21 protein-coding genes are annotated in these 17,654 nt (G+C 70.9%); 11 read left to right on the forward strand and 10 right to left on the reverse strand.

Going from position 1 to position 17,654, the window contains the following annotated elements:
- The first annotated feature begins 15 nt into the window (after positions 1 to 15).
- Together ACH4LD_RS14965 and ACH4LD_RS14970 are read left to right on the forward strand one after the other, a co-directional pair.
- Positions 16 to 783: a class I SAM-dependent methyltransferase gene (locus ACH4LD_RS14965; RefSeq protein WP_398055125.1), complete on the forward strand. Its 768-nt coding sequence runs from the start codon at positions 16 to 18 to the stop codon at positions 781 to 783.
- A 274-nt stretch (positions 784 to 1,057) separates the two neighbouring features.
- Positions 1,058 to 1,357 carry a hypothetical protein gene (locus tag ACH4LD_RS14970; RefSeq protein WP_398055126.1) on the forward strand — a complete coding sequence of 100 codons (300 nt, stop codon included), beginning with the start codon at positions 1,058 to 1,060 and terminating at the stop codon, positions 1,355 to 1,357.
- Between the two features lie 68 nt (positions 1,358 to 1,425).
- On the opposite strand, the gene ACH4LD_RS14975 is transcribed toward ACH4LD_RS14970, so the two are convergent.
- Together ACH4LD_RS14975 and ACH4LD_RS14980 are read right to left on the reverse strand one after the other, a co-directional pair.
- Positions 1,426 to 2,166, reverse strand: coding sequence for a VOC family protein (locus ACH4LD_RS14975; protein WP_398055127.1), 741 nt, complete (start codon positions 2,164 to 2,166; stop codon positions 1,426 to 1,428).
- An 82-nt stretch (positions 2,167 to 2,248) separates the two neighbouring features.
- Complete coding sequence (locus tag ACH4LD_RS14980) at positions 2,249 to 3,010, reverse strand: TioE family transcriptional regulator (protein ID WP_398055128.1); 762 nt, start codon at positions 3,008 to 3,010, stop codon at positions 2,249 to 2,251.
- 58 nt (positions 3,011 to 3,068) lie between these two features.
- Here ACH4LD_RS14980 and ACH4LD_RS14985 point away from each other — a divergent pair, with 58 nt between their 5' ends.
- The gene (locus ACH4LD_RS14985) at positions 3,069 to 4,271 is read left to right on the forward strand and encodes an erythromycin esterase family protein (RefSeq protein WP_398055129.1); all 1,203 of its coding nucleotides are present in this window, start codon (positions 3,069 to 3,071) and stop codon (positions 4,269 to 4,271) included.
- A gap of 141 nt (positions 4,272 to 4,412) precedes the next feature.
- Here ACH4LD_RS14985 and ACH4LD_RS14990 read toward each other — a convergent pair whose 3' ends face one another.
- Genes ACH4LD_RS14990 through ACH4LD_RS15000 form a run of 3 tightly spaced genes read right to left on the reverse strand, consistent with a single transcriptional unit; the run spans position 4,413 to position 7,407 of the window.
- A complete protein-coding gene (locus ACH4LD_RS14990) occupies positions 4,413 to 5,339 on the reverse strand; it encodes an NADP-dependent oxidoreductase (RefSeq protein WP_398055130.1) in 927 nt (308 codons plus the stop codon).
- 60 nt (positions 5,340 to 5,399) lie between these two features.
- Positions 5,400 to 6,788, reverse strand: coding sequence for an MFS transporter (locus tag ACH4LD_RS14995; protein ID WP_398055131.1), 1,389 nt, complete (start codon positions 6,786 to 6,788; stop codon positions 5,400 to 5,402).
- Positions 6,769 to 7,407, reverse strand: coding sequence for an HD domain-containing protein (locus ACH4LD_RS15000; protein WP_398055132.1), 639 nt, complete (start codon positions 7,405 to 7,407; stop codon positions 6,769 to 6,771). Before ACH4LD_RS15000 ends, ACH4LD_RS14995 begins: the two co-directional genes overlap by 20 nt.
- 135 nt (positions 7,408 to 7,542) lie before the next feature.
- On the opposite strand from ACH4LD_RS15000, the gene ACH4LD_RS15005 reads away from it, so the two are divergent.
- The 4 genes from ACH4LD_RS15005 (at position 7,543) to ACH4LD_RS15020 (ending at position 11,255) form a co-directional block, all read left to right on the forward strand.
- Positions 7,543 to 8,517, forward strand: coding sequence for a GlxA family transcriptional regulator (locus tag ACH4LD_RS15005; RefSeq protein ID WP_398055133.1), 975 nt, complete (start codon positions 7,543 to 7,545; stop codon positions 8,515 to 8,517).
- A gap of 269 nt (positions 8,518 to 8,786) precedes the next feature.
- Positions 8,787 to 9,401 carry an NAD(P)H:quinone oxidoreductase gene (gene wrbA / locus ACH4LD_RS15010; RefSeq protein ID WP_103815451.1) on the forward strand — a complete coding sequence of 205 codons (615 nt, stop codon included), beginning with the start codon at positions 8,787 to 8,789 and terminating at the stop codon, positions 9,399 to 9,401.
- 509 nt (positions 9,402 to 9,910) lie between these two features.
- Positions 9,911 to 10,597 (forward strand): TetR/AcrR family transcriptional regulator, encoded by a 687-nt coding sequence (locus ACH4LD_RS15015; protein ID WP_398055134.1) that lies wholly within the window; start codon positions 9,911 to 9,913, stop codon positions 10,595 to 10,597.
- 124 nt (positions 10,598 to 10,721) lie between these two features.
- On the forward strand, positions 10,722 to 11,255 hold the full coding sequence (locus ACH4LD_RS15020; RefSeq protein WP_398055135.1) for a DUF4863 family protein: 534 nt from the start codon (positions 10,722 to 10,724) through the stop codon (positions 11,253 to 11,255).
- 109 nt (positions 11,256 to 11,364) lie between these two features.
- On the opposite strand, the gene ACH4LD_RS15025 is transcribed toward ACH4LD_RS15020, so the two are convergent.
- From ACH4LD_RS15025 to ACH4LD_RS15035, 3 genes are read right to left on the reverse strand one after another with little or no spacing between them, the layout of a single operon-like run.
- On the reverse strand, positions 11,365 to 11,688 hold the full coding sequence (locus ACH4LD_RS15025) for a DUF1048 domain-containing protein (RefSeq protein WP_398055136.1): 324 nt from the start codon (positions 11,686 to 11,688) through the stop codon (positions 11,365 to 11,367).
- A gap of 1 nt (position 11,689) precedes the next feature.
- On the reverse strand, positions 11,690 to 12,046 hold the full coding sequence (locus tag ACH4LD_RS15030) for a DUF1048 domain-containing protein (RefSeq protein ID WP_398055137.1): 357 nt from the start codon (positions 12,044 to 12,046) through the stop codon (positions 11,690 to 11,692).
- Positions 12,043 to 12,369, reverse strand: a complete 327-nt coding sequence (locus ACH4LD_RS15035; RefSeq protein WP_398055138.1) for a PadR family transcriptional regulator — start codon at positions 12,367 to 12,369, stop codon at positions 12,043 to 12,045. The genes ACH4LD_RS15030 and ACH4LD_RS15035 overlap by 4 nt, the downstream gene beginning before the upstream one ends.
- 180 nt (positions 12,370 to 12,549) lie before the next feature.
- Between ACH4LD_RS15035 and ACH4LD_RS15040 the strand changes: the two genes are divergently transcribed.
- Entirely contained in the window at positions 12,550 to 13,275 is a 726-nt protein-coding gene (locus ACH4LD_RS15040; RefSeq protein ID WP_398055139.1) for a class I SAM-dependent methyltransferase, read from the forward strand.
- Between the two features lie 119 nt (positions 13,276 to 13,394).
- Here the strand turns inward: ACH4LD_RS15040 and ACH4LD_RS15045 are convergent, their stop codons facing one another.
- Together ACH4LD_RS15045 and ACH4LD_RS15050 are read right to left on the reverse strand one after the other, a co-directional pair.
- Complete coding sequence (locus tag ACH4LD_RS15045; RefSeq protein WP_398055345.1) at positions 13,395 to 14,522, reverse strand: ABC transporter substrate-binding protein; 1,128 nt, start codon at positions 14,520 to 14,522, stop codon at positions 13,395 to 13,397.
- Positions 14,523 to 14,650: 128 nt separating this feature from the next.
- Entirely contained in the window at positions 14,651 to 15,637 is a 987-nt protein-coding gene (locus ACH4LD_RS15050; RefSeq protein WP_398055140.1) for a helix-turn-helix domain-containing protein, read from the reverse strand.
- A gap of 221 nt (positions 15,638 to 15,858) precedes the next feature.
- Here ACH4LD_RS15050 and ACH4LD_RS15055 point away from each other — a divergent pair, with 221 nt between their 5' ends.
- The 3 genes from ACH4LD_RS15055 to ACH4LD_RS15065 are packed head-to-tail and all read left to right on the forward strand — an operon-like array spanning position 15,859 to position 17,491.
- Complete coding sequence (locus tag ACH4LD_RS15055) at positions 15,859 to 16,464, forward strand: sulfite oxidase-like oxidoreductase (protein ID WP_132784384.1); 606 nt, start codon at positions 15,859 to 15,861, stop codon at positions 16,462 to 16,464.
- Positions 16,465 to 16,466: 2 nt separating this feature from the next.
- Positions 16,467 to 17,189, forward strand: coding sequence for an FAD-binding oxidoreductase (locus ACH4LD_RS15060; RefSeq protein WP_398055141.1), 723 nt, complete (start codon positions 16,467 to 16,469; stop codon positions 17,187 to 17,189).
- A 29-nt stretch (positions 17,190 to 17,218) separates the two neighbouring features.
- Positions 17,219 to 17,491 (forward strand): DUF6510 family protein, encoded by a 273-nt coding sequence (locus tag ACH4LD_RS15065; RefSeq protein ID WP_398055142.1) that lies wholly within the window; start codon positions 17,219 to 17,221, stop codon positions 17,489 to 17,491.
- Positions 17,492 to 17,654: the final 163 nt, after the last annotated feature.

A 17,654-nucleotide genomic window follows, 5' to 3' on the forward strand; every position in this document is an offset into this window, starting at 1 on the left:
CAGTACTGTCGGGCCATGCCTGAGACATCGGTGGCGCGCTTCTACGACGAACTGGCCGACGACTACCACCTGATCTACTCGGACTGGGACGCCGGCGTCCGTCGGCAGGGGGAGGCCCTGGACGCCCTGATCGGCCGGGATCGCGCGACGGTGCTCGACTGTTCCTGTGGCATCGGCACGCAGGCCATCGGCCTTGCGCTGCGCGGGCACAGCGTCACCGGCACCGACCTCAGCCACCGCGCCGCCGCCCGCGCTGTCCGTGAGGCCGCCCGCCGGGGCCTGAGCTTGCGCACGGCCGCCGCCGACATGCGACGTCTCCCGTTTCCCGATGGCCGGTTCGACACCGTCGTCTGCGCCGACAACGCGCTGCCTCACCTGCTGACAGAGCACGATGTGCGGGCCGCCTTGACCGAGATGCGCCGCGTGTCACGTCCCGCCGGCCTGCTGCTGGTGAGCACACGCCCCTACGAGGATCTGCTGCGCGACCGCCCCTCTTCGACGCCCCCACAAGTGCACCGGGCCGCCGACGACGGAGAACGGACCGTCACCTTCCAGCTCTGGCGTTGGCACGACGACGGCGAGCACTACGACATGGAGCATTTCCAACTCCTCCCGGAAGGCGGTGAATGGCGCGTCAAGGTCCGCCGGACCACCTGCTGGGCGCTCGGCCAGCGGCGGCTGGCGGACCTCGCGGCCCAGGCCGGATTCGTCGACCCCGGCTGGCGGATGCCGCAGGAGACAGGCTTCTTCCAGCCGCTGCTCGTGGCCCGCGCCGGCGAGTAGGGCAGGGCCTCGCTCGGGCACCTCAGCAACCGGGCGTTCGAGCTCATCACGCGGTCGGCCGATGGGCAGCTCCAGTGGGTGCAGGAGGGGGCCAAGTCGCCCGCATTCCGCGGGCAGGCTCGTGCCGCGGTCATCAGCCACAGGACGTGGAGCTCAAGGGGTATCCGGATGCCGAGGCCGCCTTCCAGGGCCGCGATGGCGGCGGGGGGCGGCACCGGCGCGCAGAGCGGCATCATGAGGAGGAGTACGACGTGCCGATCGACATGGGGGAACCGTGCCGTCCGAGACTGGTTCGCAGTCCGTCAGGGAAGCCGCCCGCCGCATCGTGGACTTGGTGCTCACCGAGGACGACGTCTACCTCGACAGCCTCCCGGACGAGGTCGAGGGGGCCATCGGCACTGCGTTGGTCGAGGTGGCGAGGATGCTGGAGGAGCCCAACGGCGACAGGGAGTTCCGGCGCGGCGTCCGGCTCCTGCTGGAGGTGGGCGCGGACGTGGCGCCACGCATGCCGAGCGAACTCCGTGACCTCTTCGAGGAGTTGCGCCTCGCCATGCGTGGGGTGACCGTGCGCTGAACAGGGCCCGCGAAGGGCCGCACCTCCGCGGTGCCGACGTGCGGCACCGGAAGAAGGACGAGGTGATCTCAGGACGGGGCGAGGACGCAGAACTCGTGGCCCTCCGGGTCGGCGAGGCACGTCCACGGGATGTCGCCCTGGCCGACGTCGAGGTCGGTGGCGCCGAGGGCGCGCAGCCGGGCCACCTCCGCCGCCTTGTCGTCACCGGGGTACGGCAGCAGGTCGAGATGGACGCGGTCCGGCACGGTCTTCACGCCGGGCGTGCGGAGGAATTCGAGATACGAGCCGACGCCCTTGGCGGAGCGCAGCACCGCGTGATCGTCGGTCACCTCGTGCAGCGTCCAGTCCATCGCCTCACCCCAGAACCGGGCCATGGCCCGCGGATCCACACAGTCGACCACCACCCGGGCGATGGGCCCGGTGTCCCGGTAGGTCTCCCTCGGCTCCAGCACGCAGAACTCGTTGCCCTCCGGGTCGGCGAGGACCGTCCACGGCACGTGGCCCTGGCCCACGTCGACGGGCGTCGCGCCGAGAGCCTCCAGGCGCGAGGTCAACTCCGCCTGATGGGACGTAGAGGTGGTGGCGAGATCGAGGTGCACACGGTTCTTCGTCGTTGTCCTGGGTTCCGGGACGGGAACGACATCGACGCAGACGGCGACCGGGTCGGGCCAGACGAGGCCGCCGGCGGGGCCGACGTAGGTGGTCACGCCGGGGCTGTAGGCGCTCCAGCCCAGCGCCTCCGCCCAGAACCGACCGACCGCCGAGGCGTCGAGGGCCTTGATGTTCACCTGAACGGGTCGCAGTGCCATGCCGGCGATCCTAGGCGCCCGCTCCGCGCGGACTCCCGCGCCGTCGCTCCTTCGGTCAGCGAGCCTCAAGTGTCGAGGGAGGTCAGGTCGTGGTGGGGTCGCGCTCTCGGAGGTAGGCCTCCAACTCGGCGGCCCCGGCGAGCATCGCGCGCCCGCGGGCGGACAGCCGGCCGTGCCAGTCGCGCAGTGCGGTCTCCAGGGGCTCCAGTCCGCCGGCCGCCCGCACCTGGGCGATCAGTGGGGCGATCTGTTCCAGGAGGTAGCCGCCCCGCCTGAGCTGGTGGGCCAGCCTGGCGTCCCGTACGTCGGCCGCGTCGTAGACGCGGTAGCCGGTCCGCGGGTCGCGGCGCGGACGTACGAGACCGGCGCGCTCCCATTTGCGCAGTGTCGCGGGCCGGATGCCGAGCTTCGCTGCCAGTGGCCCGATGAACGTGTCGCCGCTCCTGGGCACCGCGGTCGGCTCGGACCCCGTGTCGGGCTCGGGCGCGGCGGTGGACGCCAGTTCGCGGAGGGCGTTCTCCACCGCGTGCAGGGTCCGCCGGTCGTCGAGGAGTTGGGCGTGGCTCTCGTCGATGAGGCGGAACGCCTCCTCGACCGCGTCCTGGTTCACGGCTCGCATGATCGACGTCGCCGTCTGGTGGCCGTGGCCGGGCACCAGGGCGAGAAACGCGCGCAGGGCCCGGTCGTGCAGCGAGGTGTAGACGCGGTAGCCGTGGGGTGTGCGACGGGCGGCCGGAAGAATGCCGGCCTCTTCGTAGTTCCTGATCGCCTGCGTGGACAGACCGCTCCCCCGGGCCAGGTCGACCGGTCTGAGTCTGTCGTCGCTTTGAGGGTTTCGTCCCACGGGCCTGCCGATATCGCGGAAAACCTTCCACCGAAGGTTCAAAGATACCGTTTAACGCATGGCTACTGACATCAAGGGCACCGCCCATGCCGTCGAGGCGGCCGCCGTCATGAGGCTGCTCCCCGCCCGGCCGCGGCTTCTCGCCCTGGGCGAGCCCACGCACGGTGAGGACGCTCTGCTCGGCCTGCGCAACGAGCTCTTCCGGCAGCTCGTCGAGCAGGAGGGCTACCGGACGATCGCGATCGAGAGCGACTGCATGAGGGGCCTGATCGTGGACGACTACGTCACCACGGGCACCGGCACGCTCGACGAGGTCGTGGAGCACGGCTTCAGCCACGGCTGGGGCACCTCCGCGGCCAACCGCGAGCTCGTGCGCTGGATGCGCGCCCACAACGACGGCCGGCCCGCGTCCGAGCGGCTCCGCTTCGCCGGTTTCGACGGCCCGTTGGAGATCACCGGCGCCGCGAGTCCCCGGCAGGCCCTCACCGCGCTCCACGACCACCTCGCGGCCCTGGTGGACGCGGAACTGCTCCCCTGCACCGGGGAGACACTCGACCGCCTGCTCGGCACGGACGACCGGTGGACCGATCCCGCCGCGATGACGGACCCGGCCCGGTCCGTGGGGCGGTCGGCCGAGGCCGGTCGGCTGCGGCTGCTCGCCGACGATCTGGTGACGCTGCTGGACACACAGGCCCCGCACCTGATCGCGGCGACCTCGCGGGACGAGTGGGAGCGGGCGCGTCTGTACGGGCGCACCGCCACCGGACTCCTGCGCTACCACTCCTCGATGGCCGACACCTCACCGGCCCACATGACGCGGCTGTGCGCGCTGCGGGACGCGATGATGGCTCACAACCTCCTCGCCCTCGCCGCTCGGGGCCCGGCCCTCGTCCACGCCCACAACTCCCATCTCCAGCGGGAGAGGAGCAGGATGCAGATGTGGGAGGGGCCGGTGGAGTGGTGGAGCGCCGGTGCGCTGGTGAGCGCCGAGCTCGGCGAGGAGTACGCCTTCGTGGCCACGGCTCTCGGCACGATCCGGCACCGGGGGGTGGACACCCCGCCGCCGGGCACCCTGGAAGGACTGCTGTACGTGCTCCCGGAGGACCGCTGCGTCATCGACGCCCCACGGCTGGCCACCGCCCTCGACGGCACACGGCCCGCGCACCGCGTGTCCCCCTGGTTCGGTTACGCCCCGCTCGACCCGGCCCACCTGGCGAGCACCGACGGTGTCGTCTTCGTCAAGGACGTCCCGCGGAAGTAGCCTCGGCCGCGTGAGCCTACGATCGCGGCACCGCCGCGCTCGGACACCCTGTGCGGCAGATCAGAGGCCCACGTCCGACCGGACTTCTGACGGAGCTTCATGGCACGCCTCTGCGGTGGGCCGGCAGCACAGCCGGTCTTCTCACCCTCGGTCCTCGGTGACGCGGATGATCGTGCGGCCGGCGACGCGCTGCTTGCGGGTGAAAGCGGCGGCTGCCTCGGTCAGCGGACGGACCTCGCCGACCCGTACCCGGAGCCGGCCGTCCCGCAGTCGCTGGGCGAGGTCGGCGAGGCGTGCCCGGTCGGGTTCCACGACGAAGAACAGGGCTCGTCCGTCGTCGGGGCGCACGGTGGGCGGGTGGGCGATGGTGACGAGCGTGCCACCGGCGCGCACCAGCGCGGCCGAGCGGTCGAGGATGTCACCGCCGATCACGTCGAAGACGACGTCGACCTGGCCGACGTCCTTGAACCGGTCGGCCTCCAGGTCGAGGAACTCGTGCGCGCCCAGGCCGAGGACGGTGTCCCGGTCGGCGGCGCGGCCGGAGCCGACGACACGGGCTCCCGCCTGGTGTGCGAGCTGGACGGCGATCGAGCCGACCGCGCCGGCGGCGCCGTGGACCAGGACGGTCTGCCCGGTGACGAGGCGGGCGTGGTCGAAGAGGCCCTGCCAGGCGGTCAGTCCGGAGATCGGCAGTGCGGCTGCCACCGTGTGGTCGACGTCGGCGGGCAGCGGGGCGAGGTTGCGGGCTTCCACGGCGACGTACTCGGCCAGCGAGCCGTCGCGGGCCCAGTCGGTCAGCCCGAAGACACGCTGGCCGACGGTGAGACCGGTCGTTCCGTAGCCGAGTTCGCTCACCACCCCCGAGACCTCGTGGCCTGGGACGCTGGGGGTACGGTCGCGGCCGGCCCGGTCGGTCCAGCTGGCGGGCCAGTCGAGCTCTCCTCGGGTGAAGCCCGCGGCGTGCACCCGCACGATGACGTCGTTCTCGGCGGCGTGGGGACGGGGCAGGTCTTCCAGGGTCAGTCCCGTGACCCCGGCTTCGCGGTCCCGGACGGTGATGGCTCGCACGAGCACTCCTTTCTTGGTGTGTGGTGAGAGTTTCTTGGTGTGTGGTGAGAGGTGGAGGACTCAGCGGTCGCCCGGCGGGGAACCGTCGCCGTTCGTGGGTGAGCGATGTGCGACAGCGGGCCCCGCCTGACCGCTACGGCCGGCACAGGCGGTGGGAGCGCCGGCGCCGCGTGGCGATCCGGTGTCGCGCCCCGAGGGCCCGTCGGCCCCCGACCGGGCCGCGTGGACCAGGGCGAGCAGCGACAGGGCGCCGACGAACGCGACGTAGAGAAAGCTGGTGGCCCTCAGGCCGCGTGCCGGTGCCAGGAGGCCGGCCGCGAGGGCGGGAAGACTCAGCGCCGCATAGCTGACGACGTACACGGCCGAGAACACCTCCGATCGTGACTGCGCGGTGGTGACCTCGCCGATGGCGCGGAGACTGCCGTCGTACGTCAGGCCGACGCCCGTCCCCGCCACGACGGCCCCGCACGCGTAGGCGACCGGGGACGCCAGGGCGACGGCCACGGCCAGCCCCGCCGACCCCAGGGTCAGGAGGACGGCGCCCAGCAGTGTGGCCCGCCGTACCGTGTTCCGGGCGGACCACATGCCGCCCAGACCGCCGGCCAGGAACAGGGCGGCGATGTCGAGCCCGCCTGCGGCTCCCCAGGTGACGTGGAGGACACCGGCGACCACCGAGGGGGTCAGTGCGAGGAACAGCCCGGTCACGGACCAGCCCGCCACGAGGGCGGGTACGGCGGCCAGGAACCGGTGCCGGGAGCCGGGCGGGACCCGCACGCTCGGACGGAGCCGGACCGGGCCGCCCGCCGGCCGTGCGACGGTCTCGGGGATGTGCCACACGGCCACCGCGAGGAGCAGGAAGAGGCAGGTGAGGACGGAGAAGACGGAGGTGTCCGGGTGGGCGACCGACTGGACCAGCAGGCCCACCACAGCGGCGCCGGCGGCCAGGCCCACGCTCGTCCCCACCGCCGTCGCCGTGGTTCCCGCGTGCGGACGCCTCGCCGGGGAGAAGTCGACGAGCCCGGCGGCCAGCCCTCCGACGGCGGTTCCGGTGGCGACGCCCTGCACCGTCCGCGCGATCACCAGGGACAGGACACCGCCCGCCGTCCAGAAGATCGCCGTGCTGGCCGCCGCCAGCAGGAGCGCGGTGAGCAGCACGGGACGGCGTCCCAGGCGGTCGCTCACCGGCCCGAGGGTCAGCAGGGCTGCGAGCAGCCCCACGACGTACACGGCGAAGACGACCGTCACCATGGTGACCGAGAAGTCCCAGCGCTCCCGGTACAGGGGGTAGATCGGCGAGGGGGCGCTCGCGGTCGCCATCAGTACGACGGTGGTGACCGTCAGCACGCCGAAGGCGGCAGGCCGGCTCAGACGGCGAGGACCGCGGCGGGGACGCGGCGGTCGCATCGACCCGTGCCCGGCCGTTGCCGGGTCACCGCGGCCAGGGAGCATCGTTGATGCGCTCGACCATGGACGTACGGCGGAATCCGGGAACGAAGTGTTCCAGGATGTCGGCGTTGATGGTGCCGTATGTGGTGTCCGGGCGGTCTTTGAGACCGTCGAAGAATGCCTGCAGGAATTCCTTCTTGAAATCCCCGCGGGGATGTGCGGCGACGATCTCGTCCAGCTGGTCGCCTTCCAGTCTGTCCATCCCCCAGCCGATCGCGTCGGTCAGCACGCCGTAGTTGGTGGCAGCGATCTCGGGGCCCATGCGGCCGGGAATCTCCGGGGTCGTGTGCAGCGCGATCGCCATCCAGACCACCTCGGCGGCGCTCTCGGAGAACCCGCGGTCGAGCAGGAACTTCCGCGCGTGGTCGGCGCCGTCCACCTCGAAACGCTGTGGCGTGTCGGAGAACGGGATCAGAAGGCCCGTGTCATGGAACATCGCGGAGATGTAGAGCAACTCCGGGTCGGGCCGGAGGTCCAGCTTCCGTGCATGCAGGGAACCGATGAGGAACACCCGCCGGGAGTGGTGGAAGATCAGGGGGTTCGTCCGCTCCCGGAGGAATTCCGTGGCCTCCGCGACGGCCGAGGTCTCGGGTATTTCCACGCCTGCGATGATGTCGGTCATGATGTCCGTGCTTTCCGGTGCGATGTGCTACGAGTGGACCGTGCGTCCGTTCTCCACGGTGCCGACCGTGCGGCCTTCGGCGCCGCCTCGGTCCGGCCATGAACCACTCGAATCCAGTCACCTCAGGATGGCTCTGTGAGCTCCGACACGCATCGTGTGGCGATCCTCGTCTACGACGGGGTCAAACTGCTGGACGTCGTCGGCCCCGCCGAGGTCTTCGGGGAGGCGAATCTCCTCGGCGCCGACTACGGCATCGCCCTGGTGTCGACGACGGGTGCCGATGTCGTCTCCTCCATCGGCATGCGGATCGCCGTCGACGGCAGCGCCGCCTCGGAGCCGGACCCGGACACGTTCCTGGTACCGGGCGGAGACGTCTACCCCAGGACCCCGGTCACGCGCGATCTGGTGGATGCCGCCAGGGGTCTGGCGGCCCGTTCCGGCCGGGTCGCCTCCGTGTGCTCCGGTGCCTTCGTCCTGGGCGCGACGGGCCTTCTGGACGGCAAGCGGGCGACCACCCACTGGAAGATCGCGGGGGAACTCGCCGCCCGGCACCCGAAGACCCGCGTCGAACCCGACGCCATCTACGTGCGCGACGGCACGACGTACACCTCGGCGGGAGTCACCGCCGGCATCGACCTGGCGCTCGCCCTCGTCGAGGAGGACCACGGCCCCGACGTCAGCCGGGAGGTGGCCCGCTCCCTGGTGGTCTACCTGCAACGGGCAGGCGGCCAGTCGCAGTTCTCCGCCCCGCTGCAGGGACCCCCGCCCCGGTCGCCCGCCCTGCGCGGGATCGTCGACCTGGTCACGGCGGATCCCACCGGCAACCACTCCCTCACCGAGCTCGCCGGGCACCTCAACCTCAGCACGCGTCACCTCACGAGGCTGTTCCGGGAGGAACTGGGCACCACGCCGGCGCGGTACGTCGAGTCCATCCGGTTCGACATCGCGAAGTCGCTGCTCGACCAGGGGTACACCGCGACGCAGGCGGCGTCCCTGGCGGGCTTCCCGAGTTACGAGAGTCTCCGGCGCGTCTTCGCACGGGAGTTGTCCATCTCCCCCGCCGCCTACCAGCGCCGCTTCGCCAGCGCCCGCCGCGCACAGGCCGAGTAGCGTCCGACCGGCGGCACGGGCGGGGGGCACGGCGACGCCGGTGGGGGGCGGCACGGCGACGCCCGCGGTGTGGCACGGCGACGCCCGCGGTGTGGCAAGGGGACGCCGGTGGGGGGTGGCACGGCGACAGCCGGGTGGTTGACGGTTGAACAAACTCGTTTAAGATTCACCTACCGCGTCGGACAACGTGCCCGCACGGCACCTGCACCCCAGGTGACCTGCGTCCGCCACGGCGCACTGCACGCATCCTCAGGATCGGAGACGACTCCATGACCACCCCTGTCCGCCTCGCCGTCATCTACTACTCCTCCACCGGCTTCTCGGCCGAGATCGCCAAGGAGATCTCGGAGGCGGCCGAGAAGGCGGGCGCCGAGGTGCGCCTGCTGAAGGCCGCCGAGCTGGCTCCGGAGGCCGCCATCGCCTCCAACCAGGCATGGGCCGCCCACGCCGCGGAGAGCGCGGGCGTACCCGAGGCCACGACCGCCGACGTGGAGTGGGCGGACGCGATCGTCTTCGGCACCCCGACCCGCTTCGGCAACATCTCGTCGCAGCTGAAGCAGTTCATCGACACCCTCGGCGGCCTGTGGGCGCAGGGCAAGCTGGCCAACAAGGTCTACAGCGGCTTCGTCACCACCGCCACCGCGCACGGCGGCCAGGAGTCCACGCTGCTCGCCCTTTACAACTCCATCCACCACTTCGGCGGGATCATCGTGTCCCCCGGTTACACCGACCCCGTCAAGTTCGTCGACGGCAACCCGTACGGTACGTCGCACGTCGACGCCCAGGGCAACAACCCCGTCGGCGAGCAGACGCGCAACGCGGCCCGCCACCAGGCCGAGCGTGTGGTTCAGGTCGCCGCCGCCCTGAAGGCCGGCCTGGCCTGACACACCTGACGCGCGGCTCGCCAGTGTGAGTGCCGCGTGCGGCCGGGGCGTTCCTTCCGCGAGATGTCGCGCAAGGAACGCCCCCGCACGTTGTCATCTCCCCCTGGCACACGGCGCGTTGGAGTGGACACGCTCCACCGTGCCGCCTGCGGCGGGTCCGCCGGACGGTGGTGCTCCGCCGCAGACAGCTGCGGCGATCAGGCATCGGTCGCTGCTCCAGCCGGGCCGGTGCAAGCGCACGGCCCGGCTGGAGGAGCGACGCGCTCGTCATCGCACTCACGGCCGCCGGTGCCGGAGGGCTCCGACCTCCGGCACCGTCCGGTCCTCACTGCGGCGGACCGGCTTCTGAGCGGCCACCGGCGTGGCTTCGGGTGGCCCATGCGCCGGACCTGCGGTGCGTCCTCGGTCCGCCCCGGGACGCTCCCCCGACTTCGCGTAGGGTGCTGGTGCGGCGGGGAGCGGATGCGCGACCCGGCTCCGACTGGCCCTGCGTGTCGGGAAGGGATGAGATGGCGAAGGCGAGGACGACGCGTTCCGATGGGCGAGCCGGCGAGCGCGGACGGCGCTCGGGCGCGGAGCAGGCGGCCCCCGCCAGTGGCCGGCCTCGGGATCCGGCGATCGAGGAGGCGATCATCCGGGCCACGCGCAAGCGACTGGCCACGGATGGCTACGCGTCCATGACGATCGGGGACATCGTCGCCGACGCCGGCGTCACCAGGCCCACCCTGTACCGGCGTTGGGCGAACAAGTACGACCTCGTCATCGACGCCCTGCACTACGGACTGCGCAAGCAGCGCGAGGCCTACCCTCCGCTGGACCTGGACCAGCTGGCTCCGCGCGAGGCGCTCGTCGAGGCGGTGCGCCGTCTCGACCCGCGCTATCACAACGAGCGGGCCATGGCCCTGCACGGCAATTTCATGGCCGAGGTGGAGCGGGCGCCGGGCCTGCTGGAGCAGCTACGCGAACACGCCGTGCGGCCCCGCTGCGAGGAACTGCTGATGACGCTCGTCTCGCTGCAGCGCCGGGGCGCAGTGCGTGAGGACGTCGACCTGGACATGATCGTGACCGTCTGTTTCGGCAGCTACTTCGCCGACTACCTGCGGACCGGCCGGGACGTGCCGGCCGACTTCGCCGAGCGGGTCGTCGCAGCCGTGTGGCCCACGCTCGCCGTGGACGGGGAGAGCCACTCCGGCTGAGGAAGGTCCAGTGCCACCCAGTGAGCATCGCCGCCCCCGCTTTACGTTACAGCTATTGACTGTAACGAAAAGCGGAGGGACGGTGGTCGGGTCGGACCCCCTGGCGACACGAGAGGACCCGCGCATGAGCGAGGACAGCCGCAAGGCACTGATCGACCGCAGCATCCCGTTCCTGGCCGAGGTGAGGAACCGTACGGCCGGCAAGGACCTGGAGGCTTGGCTGAACGCCACCTACGGTCCCGGTAGCGGGCTCTACCAGGACTTGGCGCGCCTGATCAGGATCGGTGTCCTGGTAGAGGGGTGGGCGGCGAACATCGAGCTCGACGGCCCCCGCTACCGACGCAGCCGCATCGCCGAACCGACGGAGCAGACCCACTACTTCAGCATCACCGCCGTGTACATGGACAGCGTCGAGCGCTACCGGGGCCAGTACCACGCGCACCCCTACGGCGAGCTGAACCTGGTCGTCCCCGTCGACCCCGGCGCCGAACTGGCCGGACCGAACGGCTGGCAGGGACCGGGCTGGACCGCGCCCGCCCCGGGCAGCCACCACTACCCCGAGGTCCGCGGAGGCGCACTGATCGCCCTCTTCTACCTCCCCGCCGGACGCATCTCGTACGACATCCACCCTTCCCGGCCCGCCGGTACCGTCGTGTAGGAGTCCCCGGGGGAAGGCGTACGGTTCCACGGCCGACCGCGACGAGGAGCGGCCGACCGCCAGGGATCTCGAACGTCAGGCCGTGGCCGGGACACACTTCTCGCCCTCGTCACGCAGCGGGTCCGGGCTCCCCGCCGATGGATTGCTGGTAGACGTCCGCAAAGGTGGGAGAGTCCTTGACCAGGTCGTCGCAGAACGCGGCGACGTCGTCACCGATGAGTTCCAGGACTCCCTTGCCCGCGGCGACGCCCTCCTCGAAGAAGTCGACGATCCCGGGGAGCAGGGGCCCGTCAGTCAGGTCGACCGGTCCGACCTTGAACAGGTACCTCTGCATCTCCTTGTAGACGATCTGGTAGTCCGGCGGGAGCCCCTTGACCCGGGCCATGTGCGCACGCCACTGCTTCTTGCCCTCGATGATGTCCTGGATGCTCACGTCAGCCTCCCAGCCGGCCCAATTTCCTTGCGACGTTCCTGTTCAACTGCTCGCGCCACCGGTCGCGATAGGTGCGAGCCCCCTCTCCACCGACCAGCGCGGTGCAGAAGCCCCGGATGTCGTCGCCGAGCACCTCCTGGACGCTCTGCCCGTCCGCCGCCGCTTCTTCGAGCAGCCCCAGGGCGGCGTCGAGGATCGGGGTCAGGCTGCGGCCGGTGAAGTCCGCATGGGGGAAGAGGTGGCCCTTGATCTGTTCCCACGCCGTGCGGTAGTCGTCCGGCAGGGCCTCGGCCCGGGCTTCGAACGCCTTCCATTCCCTGCTGAGATCGCTGCCGGTGATGGTCTCCCAGAACTTCATCTCCCGCCCTCCTTGAGCCGGTTGATGCGTGATGAGACGTACTGCCATTTCGCCCAGAACTTCGCGAGTTCCTCGTGTCCGGCGTCGTTGAGCGCGTAGAACTTGCGCGGCGGACCGACCCCGGACGGTCGTTTCGTCACCTGGACGAGTCCCTTCCTCTCCAGCCGCAGCAAGATGGTGTAGACCGTCCCCTCGATGACGTCGGCGAAGCCGAGCTCGTTCAGCCGACGGGTGATGGCGTACCCGTAGGTCTCCTCGCTGCCGATGATTTCGAGCACGCACCCTTCGAGCGTGCCCTTCAGCATCTCCGTCAGGTCGTCCATCGCGGGTCCTCCTGAGCCCCCTCGGTACTTGGTGGTACCGAGTACTGCTATACGGTATCACCGACTAGTGGAGGACGGCAGTACCTCCGGCGGACTCGAAGTTCACCCCAGAACCCAGGCCGGCCGAGTCCGGCGAAACCCGGTAGCCCTCCGGGGCCGGCTCCGCATACGTTCGGCCGCATGGCAGACGAATGCTTCGCGCATCCACGACTCGCCGCGATCTACGATCCGCTCGACCCCGACCGCAGTGACCTCGACGCCTACCTCCGGATGGTGGAGGAGTTCGGGGCGCGCCAGGTTCTGGACATCGGCTGTGGCACAGGGGTGTTCGCTCTGCTCCTGGCCGACCGCGGGATCGACGTCGTCGGCATCGATCCCGCCCGGGCGTCCATCGACGTCGCGCGGGCAAAACCGGGGAGTGACCGCGTGCGGTGGTTCTGCGGTGACGTGACGGCCCTCCCGCCGCTGCGGACCGACCTCGTGACGATGACAGCGAATGTCGCCCAGGCGATCGCCGACCCGCTCGCATGGCGGAAGACGCTGCGGGGAGCTCACGAGGCGCTGCGGCCCGGCGGGCACCTGGTCTTCGAGACACGGGATCCGACCAGACGCGCCTGGGAGGAATGGACCCGCGAGAACTCCTACCGCGTCACGGAGATCCCGGGTGTCGGCTCCGTCGAGACCTGGGTCCAGCTGATCGAGGTGAGCCCGCCTCTCGTGACCTTCCGCTCGACCTACGTCTTCGCAGCGGACGGACAGGTGCTGACGTCGGATTCCACGCTGCGCTTCCGGGATCGGGACGAGGTCGAGTCGGACCTGGACGCGCACGGGTACGTGGTGCAGAAGGTGCGCGACGCACCCGACCGGCCAGGCAGAGAGTTCGTCTTCCTGGCACGACGCCCCTGAGCCACAGTGCTCCACGCCAGACGGCACACGCCCGCCTGAACAGCAGCGACTGCTGACACCTTCGCCTGTTACGGCCACTGCGGGATGTCCACGCTCGACCCCGGCGGGGCCGGCTGTTCTCAGCCGGTGTGAAGGACGCGGAAGCGATCCGGGTGCGCCGGGTCGCGGTCAGCGACGTGGATGGGCGCCCCCTCCCACTGCCACACGCTGATGCCCGGGACGCGGGAGAACCGGATCGGCCCGCGGGTGCCTTCGACCGCGACGCCCGGCCAGGATTCGGCGGTGCGCGTCCGGTCCGCGCCGGAAGAGCGGAGCACATCGGCGAGGACGGCGACCGTGTCGTAGCCCTCGAAGGCGACGAAGGAAGGTGCTGCGGTCAGCCGCTCGCGGAGGGCCGTCCCTACTCGTGCGCCGAGCGGGGTCAGGCGCTCGGGCAGGTAACGCAGGAACGGGATCCCGGCGCCGTCCTCGCCCAGCGACGCCGCCCATTCGGCGAACTCCGGCTGCCCGGCCGGAGCACCGATCATCAGCCCGGCGAGGCGCTGGTCGCGGCGGACTGACTCGACGACCGGCACCGCCGGCTCCGGATGGCCGACCAGGAGGAGCAGGGCTGTCGCGCGGTCGTCGACGAGTTCGTCGCACACCTCCGTGGGCGTGAGCGCGCGCATGTCGAGTTCGACGACGGTACCGCCGTACGGAGCGAGGCGGTCCCGCAGCACGCCCGCACCGGATGCCCAGTACACACTCGGCTCGGTTGCCACGGCGATGCGACGGTGACCCTCGCCGAGGAGGAAGTCCGCGTAGAGCCGCCAGCCGCGCGACTGCGGCGGGGCCAGGCGCGCGACCCACTGCGTCGGCTGCTCGGTGAGCCCGTCGAGAACCGCCGACGAACAGAGGAAGGGCAGGCCGAGGGCGTCGGCCCGGGCGGCGACCGCGCGAGCGACGACGCTGTGGTACTCCCCCGCCACGGCGGCCACACCCAGGCCAGCCAGTTCGTCCACGGCCGCCGCGGCCCTGTCAGGATCAGCCGCGGTGTCCCGGACCACCAGTTCCAGTGGCCTTCCGGTGATCCCGCCGGCGTCGTTGACATCGCGCACGGCCAGCTCCAGTCCGGCGAGCAGGTGCCGGCCCGCCTCGGCCCAGCCGGGCCGGGTCAGCGGGGCGAGGGCGCCGATCCGGACGGACGGTCCGCTCGGTCGCCGGCCATCCGGGTCGCGGAGCGGCGAGTCCTGGTGGTACGCGTTCATCTCGTCTCGCCGTGGCCGGCGCACCCGGGTGTCCATGCCGGGCATTGCAGCGACCACCGCCGCCGATCGGCAACCGATTATTCGTCCGCCGGGCTGGGCGGCCCGACCCCGGTCCACGGAGCGGGGTCTCAGGCGGCCATGTCTCCCCCTGGCCGCCGTGCGTCCGACAGCCCGTACGCCAGCCACTCGCGGGGTGTCATGCCGTAGGCGTCGCGGAAGGCCCGGCTGAAGTGGGCGGCGCTCACGAAGCCCCACCGTCGTGCGATGACCGCCACTCCGGTCTCCAGTGCCCGGGGGTGGAGCAGGTCACGGCGGCACCGCTCCAGGCGCTGCGCCCGGATCCAACCGGCCACCGTGGTTCCCTCCTGCTCGAAGATCTTGTGCAGGTAGCGCACGGACATGAAGTGAACGGCGGCGATCGTGCGTGGTGAGAGGTCGGGGTCGCCGAGATTCCTCATGATGTGGTCCTTGACGCGCACCAGAGTGGCGGCGGCCGTCGCCGAGTGCGGCCGGGACAGACGGCCGCTGCGCTCGTCGATGAGCAGGGCCACCAGATCCAGCGCGGTGACCGCGAGCCGGCGGCCGACGGCGTCGTCGACGTCGGCCGCCACGCGCGCCAGGCCCGTGAAGTACTGGGCCAGGACGGCCGAACTGCCCTCACTGCCGGTGAAGGTGGTCGCGGTCAGCAGCCGCAGGTCCTCGGGCCGCACGGAGAGCGCTTCGCGAGGAAAATGGAAGGAGGTGAAAGCGAATCTCTCGTGGAGCGTCTTCCGGAACGCGCGGGAGGAATCCGAGAGGGAGAACTGGCCGGGCCGGACCACGCACTGCCGCCCGTCCTGTTCCTTCATCGCGGTCCCTCGCTCCTGGAGAGTGAGGATGATGAATTCCTGGTCCTCGCCGGTTATCAGGCGTCTGCTCCGCGTCACCGTCTGCGGCCCCGCCTGGACACGGGAGATGCGCAGGACGCCGAGCCGGTCGCTGACGATGTCGGCAGGTGACGGCTCCTCCTCAAGAAGATCGACACCGAGCGGTACGAAGGTGTTCGTCACCGCTTCGTGCCACCGCTCCACCCGGTCGGCGGCGGACAGCTCCGCAGTGGACACAATGACGGGCATCGATCTTCCTCCTCAAGGCGTGCGGTGAACAGGAGGCTGTGGCCGGCATTGGGCCCACCCTTACGCCTGGTGGCCGGAATGTCCACCCATGAGCGGGGCGTATTCATGACCGGCGAGCGGTTGCACCCCGGCCCCGGCCCGAGTGGTCGAGGCGCCTGTGTGGTCCGAGACTGGAGGAGGAGCGCCTTGCTCCTCCAGCGGCGGGTCACAGCGCGCAGGAGATGACGTTGACTTCCTTCTCACCCGGCTTCCGAGGACGACCCCACGCGTTGGCGGGGCGGCTGCCGCCCGGGCAGTATCCGACCGAGTCGTTCCCCGTCCTGTCGGCCGGTCCCACTCCGCGGGTGCCGACCGAGGCGTGGTCCTTCACCCTCACCACGGAGCTCGGTGAGACGCGGAGCTGGACCTGGGACCAGATGATGGCCCTGCCCCAGCAGGACACGGTGACGGACATCCACTGCGTCACCCGCTGGTCCAAGTTCGACACGCGCTGGCGCGGAGTGTCCCTCGACGCCTTCTTCGAAGGAGTGGAGACGACCGCCGAGTACGTGGTGGTCGACAGCTACGGCGGCTACACCACCAACCTTCCGCTCGCCGACCTGCGCGGTGGCAGGGCGTGGATCGCCCACACCTACGACGGCTACGCGCTCTCGCCCGAGCACGGCGGGCCGGCGCGGCTGCTGGTCCCGCACCTGTACTTCTGGAAGTCGGCGAAGTGGGTGCGCGGACTGCGGCTCACGCCCGAGGACGACCCGGGTTTCTGGGAGTCCGCCGGTTACCACAACTACGGCGACCCCTGGCGCGAGCAGCGTCACTGGGGCGACTGACCATGGCACTCGCCTGGCTGCCGGCGCGGCTGGTCGGGCGCCGCGCGCAGAGCGCGACCGCCCGCACCCTGGTGTTCACCGTGCCCGGCTGGCCCGGCCACCTGCCCGGCCAGCACGTCGATGTGCGTCTCACGGCCGACGACGGCTACCAGGCCGTCCGCAGCTACTCCCTGGCCGCGCCCGCCGACGACGACCGGCTGGAACTGGGCGTGCAGGCCGTGGCCGACGGTGAGGTCTCGCCCTACCTGGCCGACCAGCTGCCGCCGGGCGAGGAGGTCGAGGTACGCGGACCGCTCGGCAACTGGTTCGTGTGGCGCCCGGAGCAGACCGAGCCGGTGCTCTCGGTGGCGGGCGGTTCCGGTGTCGTACCGCTCATGGCCATGATCCGCGCCCACCGTTCGGCCGGCTCGCGCAGCCTCTTCCAACTGGTGTACTCCGTGCGCGATCCCGAGGACATCTGGTACCGGGAAGAGCTCGTCGACGGCGGCCCGTTCCTCGACATCCGGTTCGTCCACACCCGTCGGATCCCGCACGGCACCTCCCGCGCGCCCGGCCGCATCACGGCGGCGGACCTGCGGGAGCCGACGGCGCGCCTGGATCCGGTGAGTCCCGTCTACGTCTGCGGTTCCACCGGATTCGTGGAGACCGTCGGCGACCTGCTCGTCGAGCTGTTCGCCGGCCAGGGGAAGGAACCCGCGACCATCCGCACCGAACGCTTCGGCTGACCCTTCTGCTCAGGACAGGGGAGATTCCCATGGGTGACCCCGCCGCCTTCCTCGACGGCAACGCTCTTGCCGGCCCGTTGTCGGAGATCCTCTCCGTGGAGCCCACCACGGCCTGGTGGCGATGCCCGAACTGCCGGCGGTCCGGGACTCTGGCGCAACTCCACCTCTACGGCCCCGAACCAGGGATGACCGCCCGCTGTCCGGGGTGCGCCCATGTCGCGCTGCGCCTGGTCAAGGAGGAGGACCACATCTGGCTGACCCTGGGCAGCGGGAGCGGCGCCTTCCGGTTCCGTACTGCCTGAAGGGAGACGCGCCGGCACGAACCGCGCGCGCGTCCAGGAAGCTCCTGCCGTGTCGCCGTTGGGACATGTCGCAGCTGTGACAGCGCGCGCCAGTGACAGGTCCGGTCTTCTCGCCAAATGATTTCGGACAGTTGTGATCTACGGCTGTTCGAAAGGTGTTCCC

The sequence above is a fragment of the Streptomyces sp. NPDC017676 genome, from assembly GCF_044329325.1.
GTDB lineage: Bacteria > Actinomycetota > Actinomycetes > Streptomycetales > Streptomycetaceae > Streptomyces.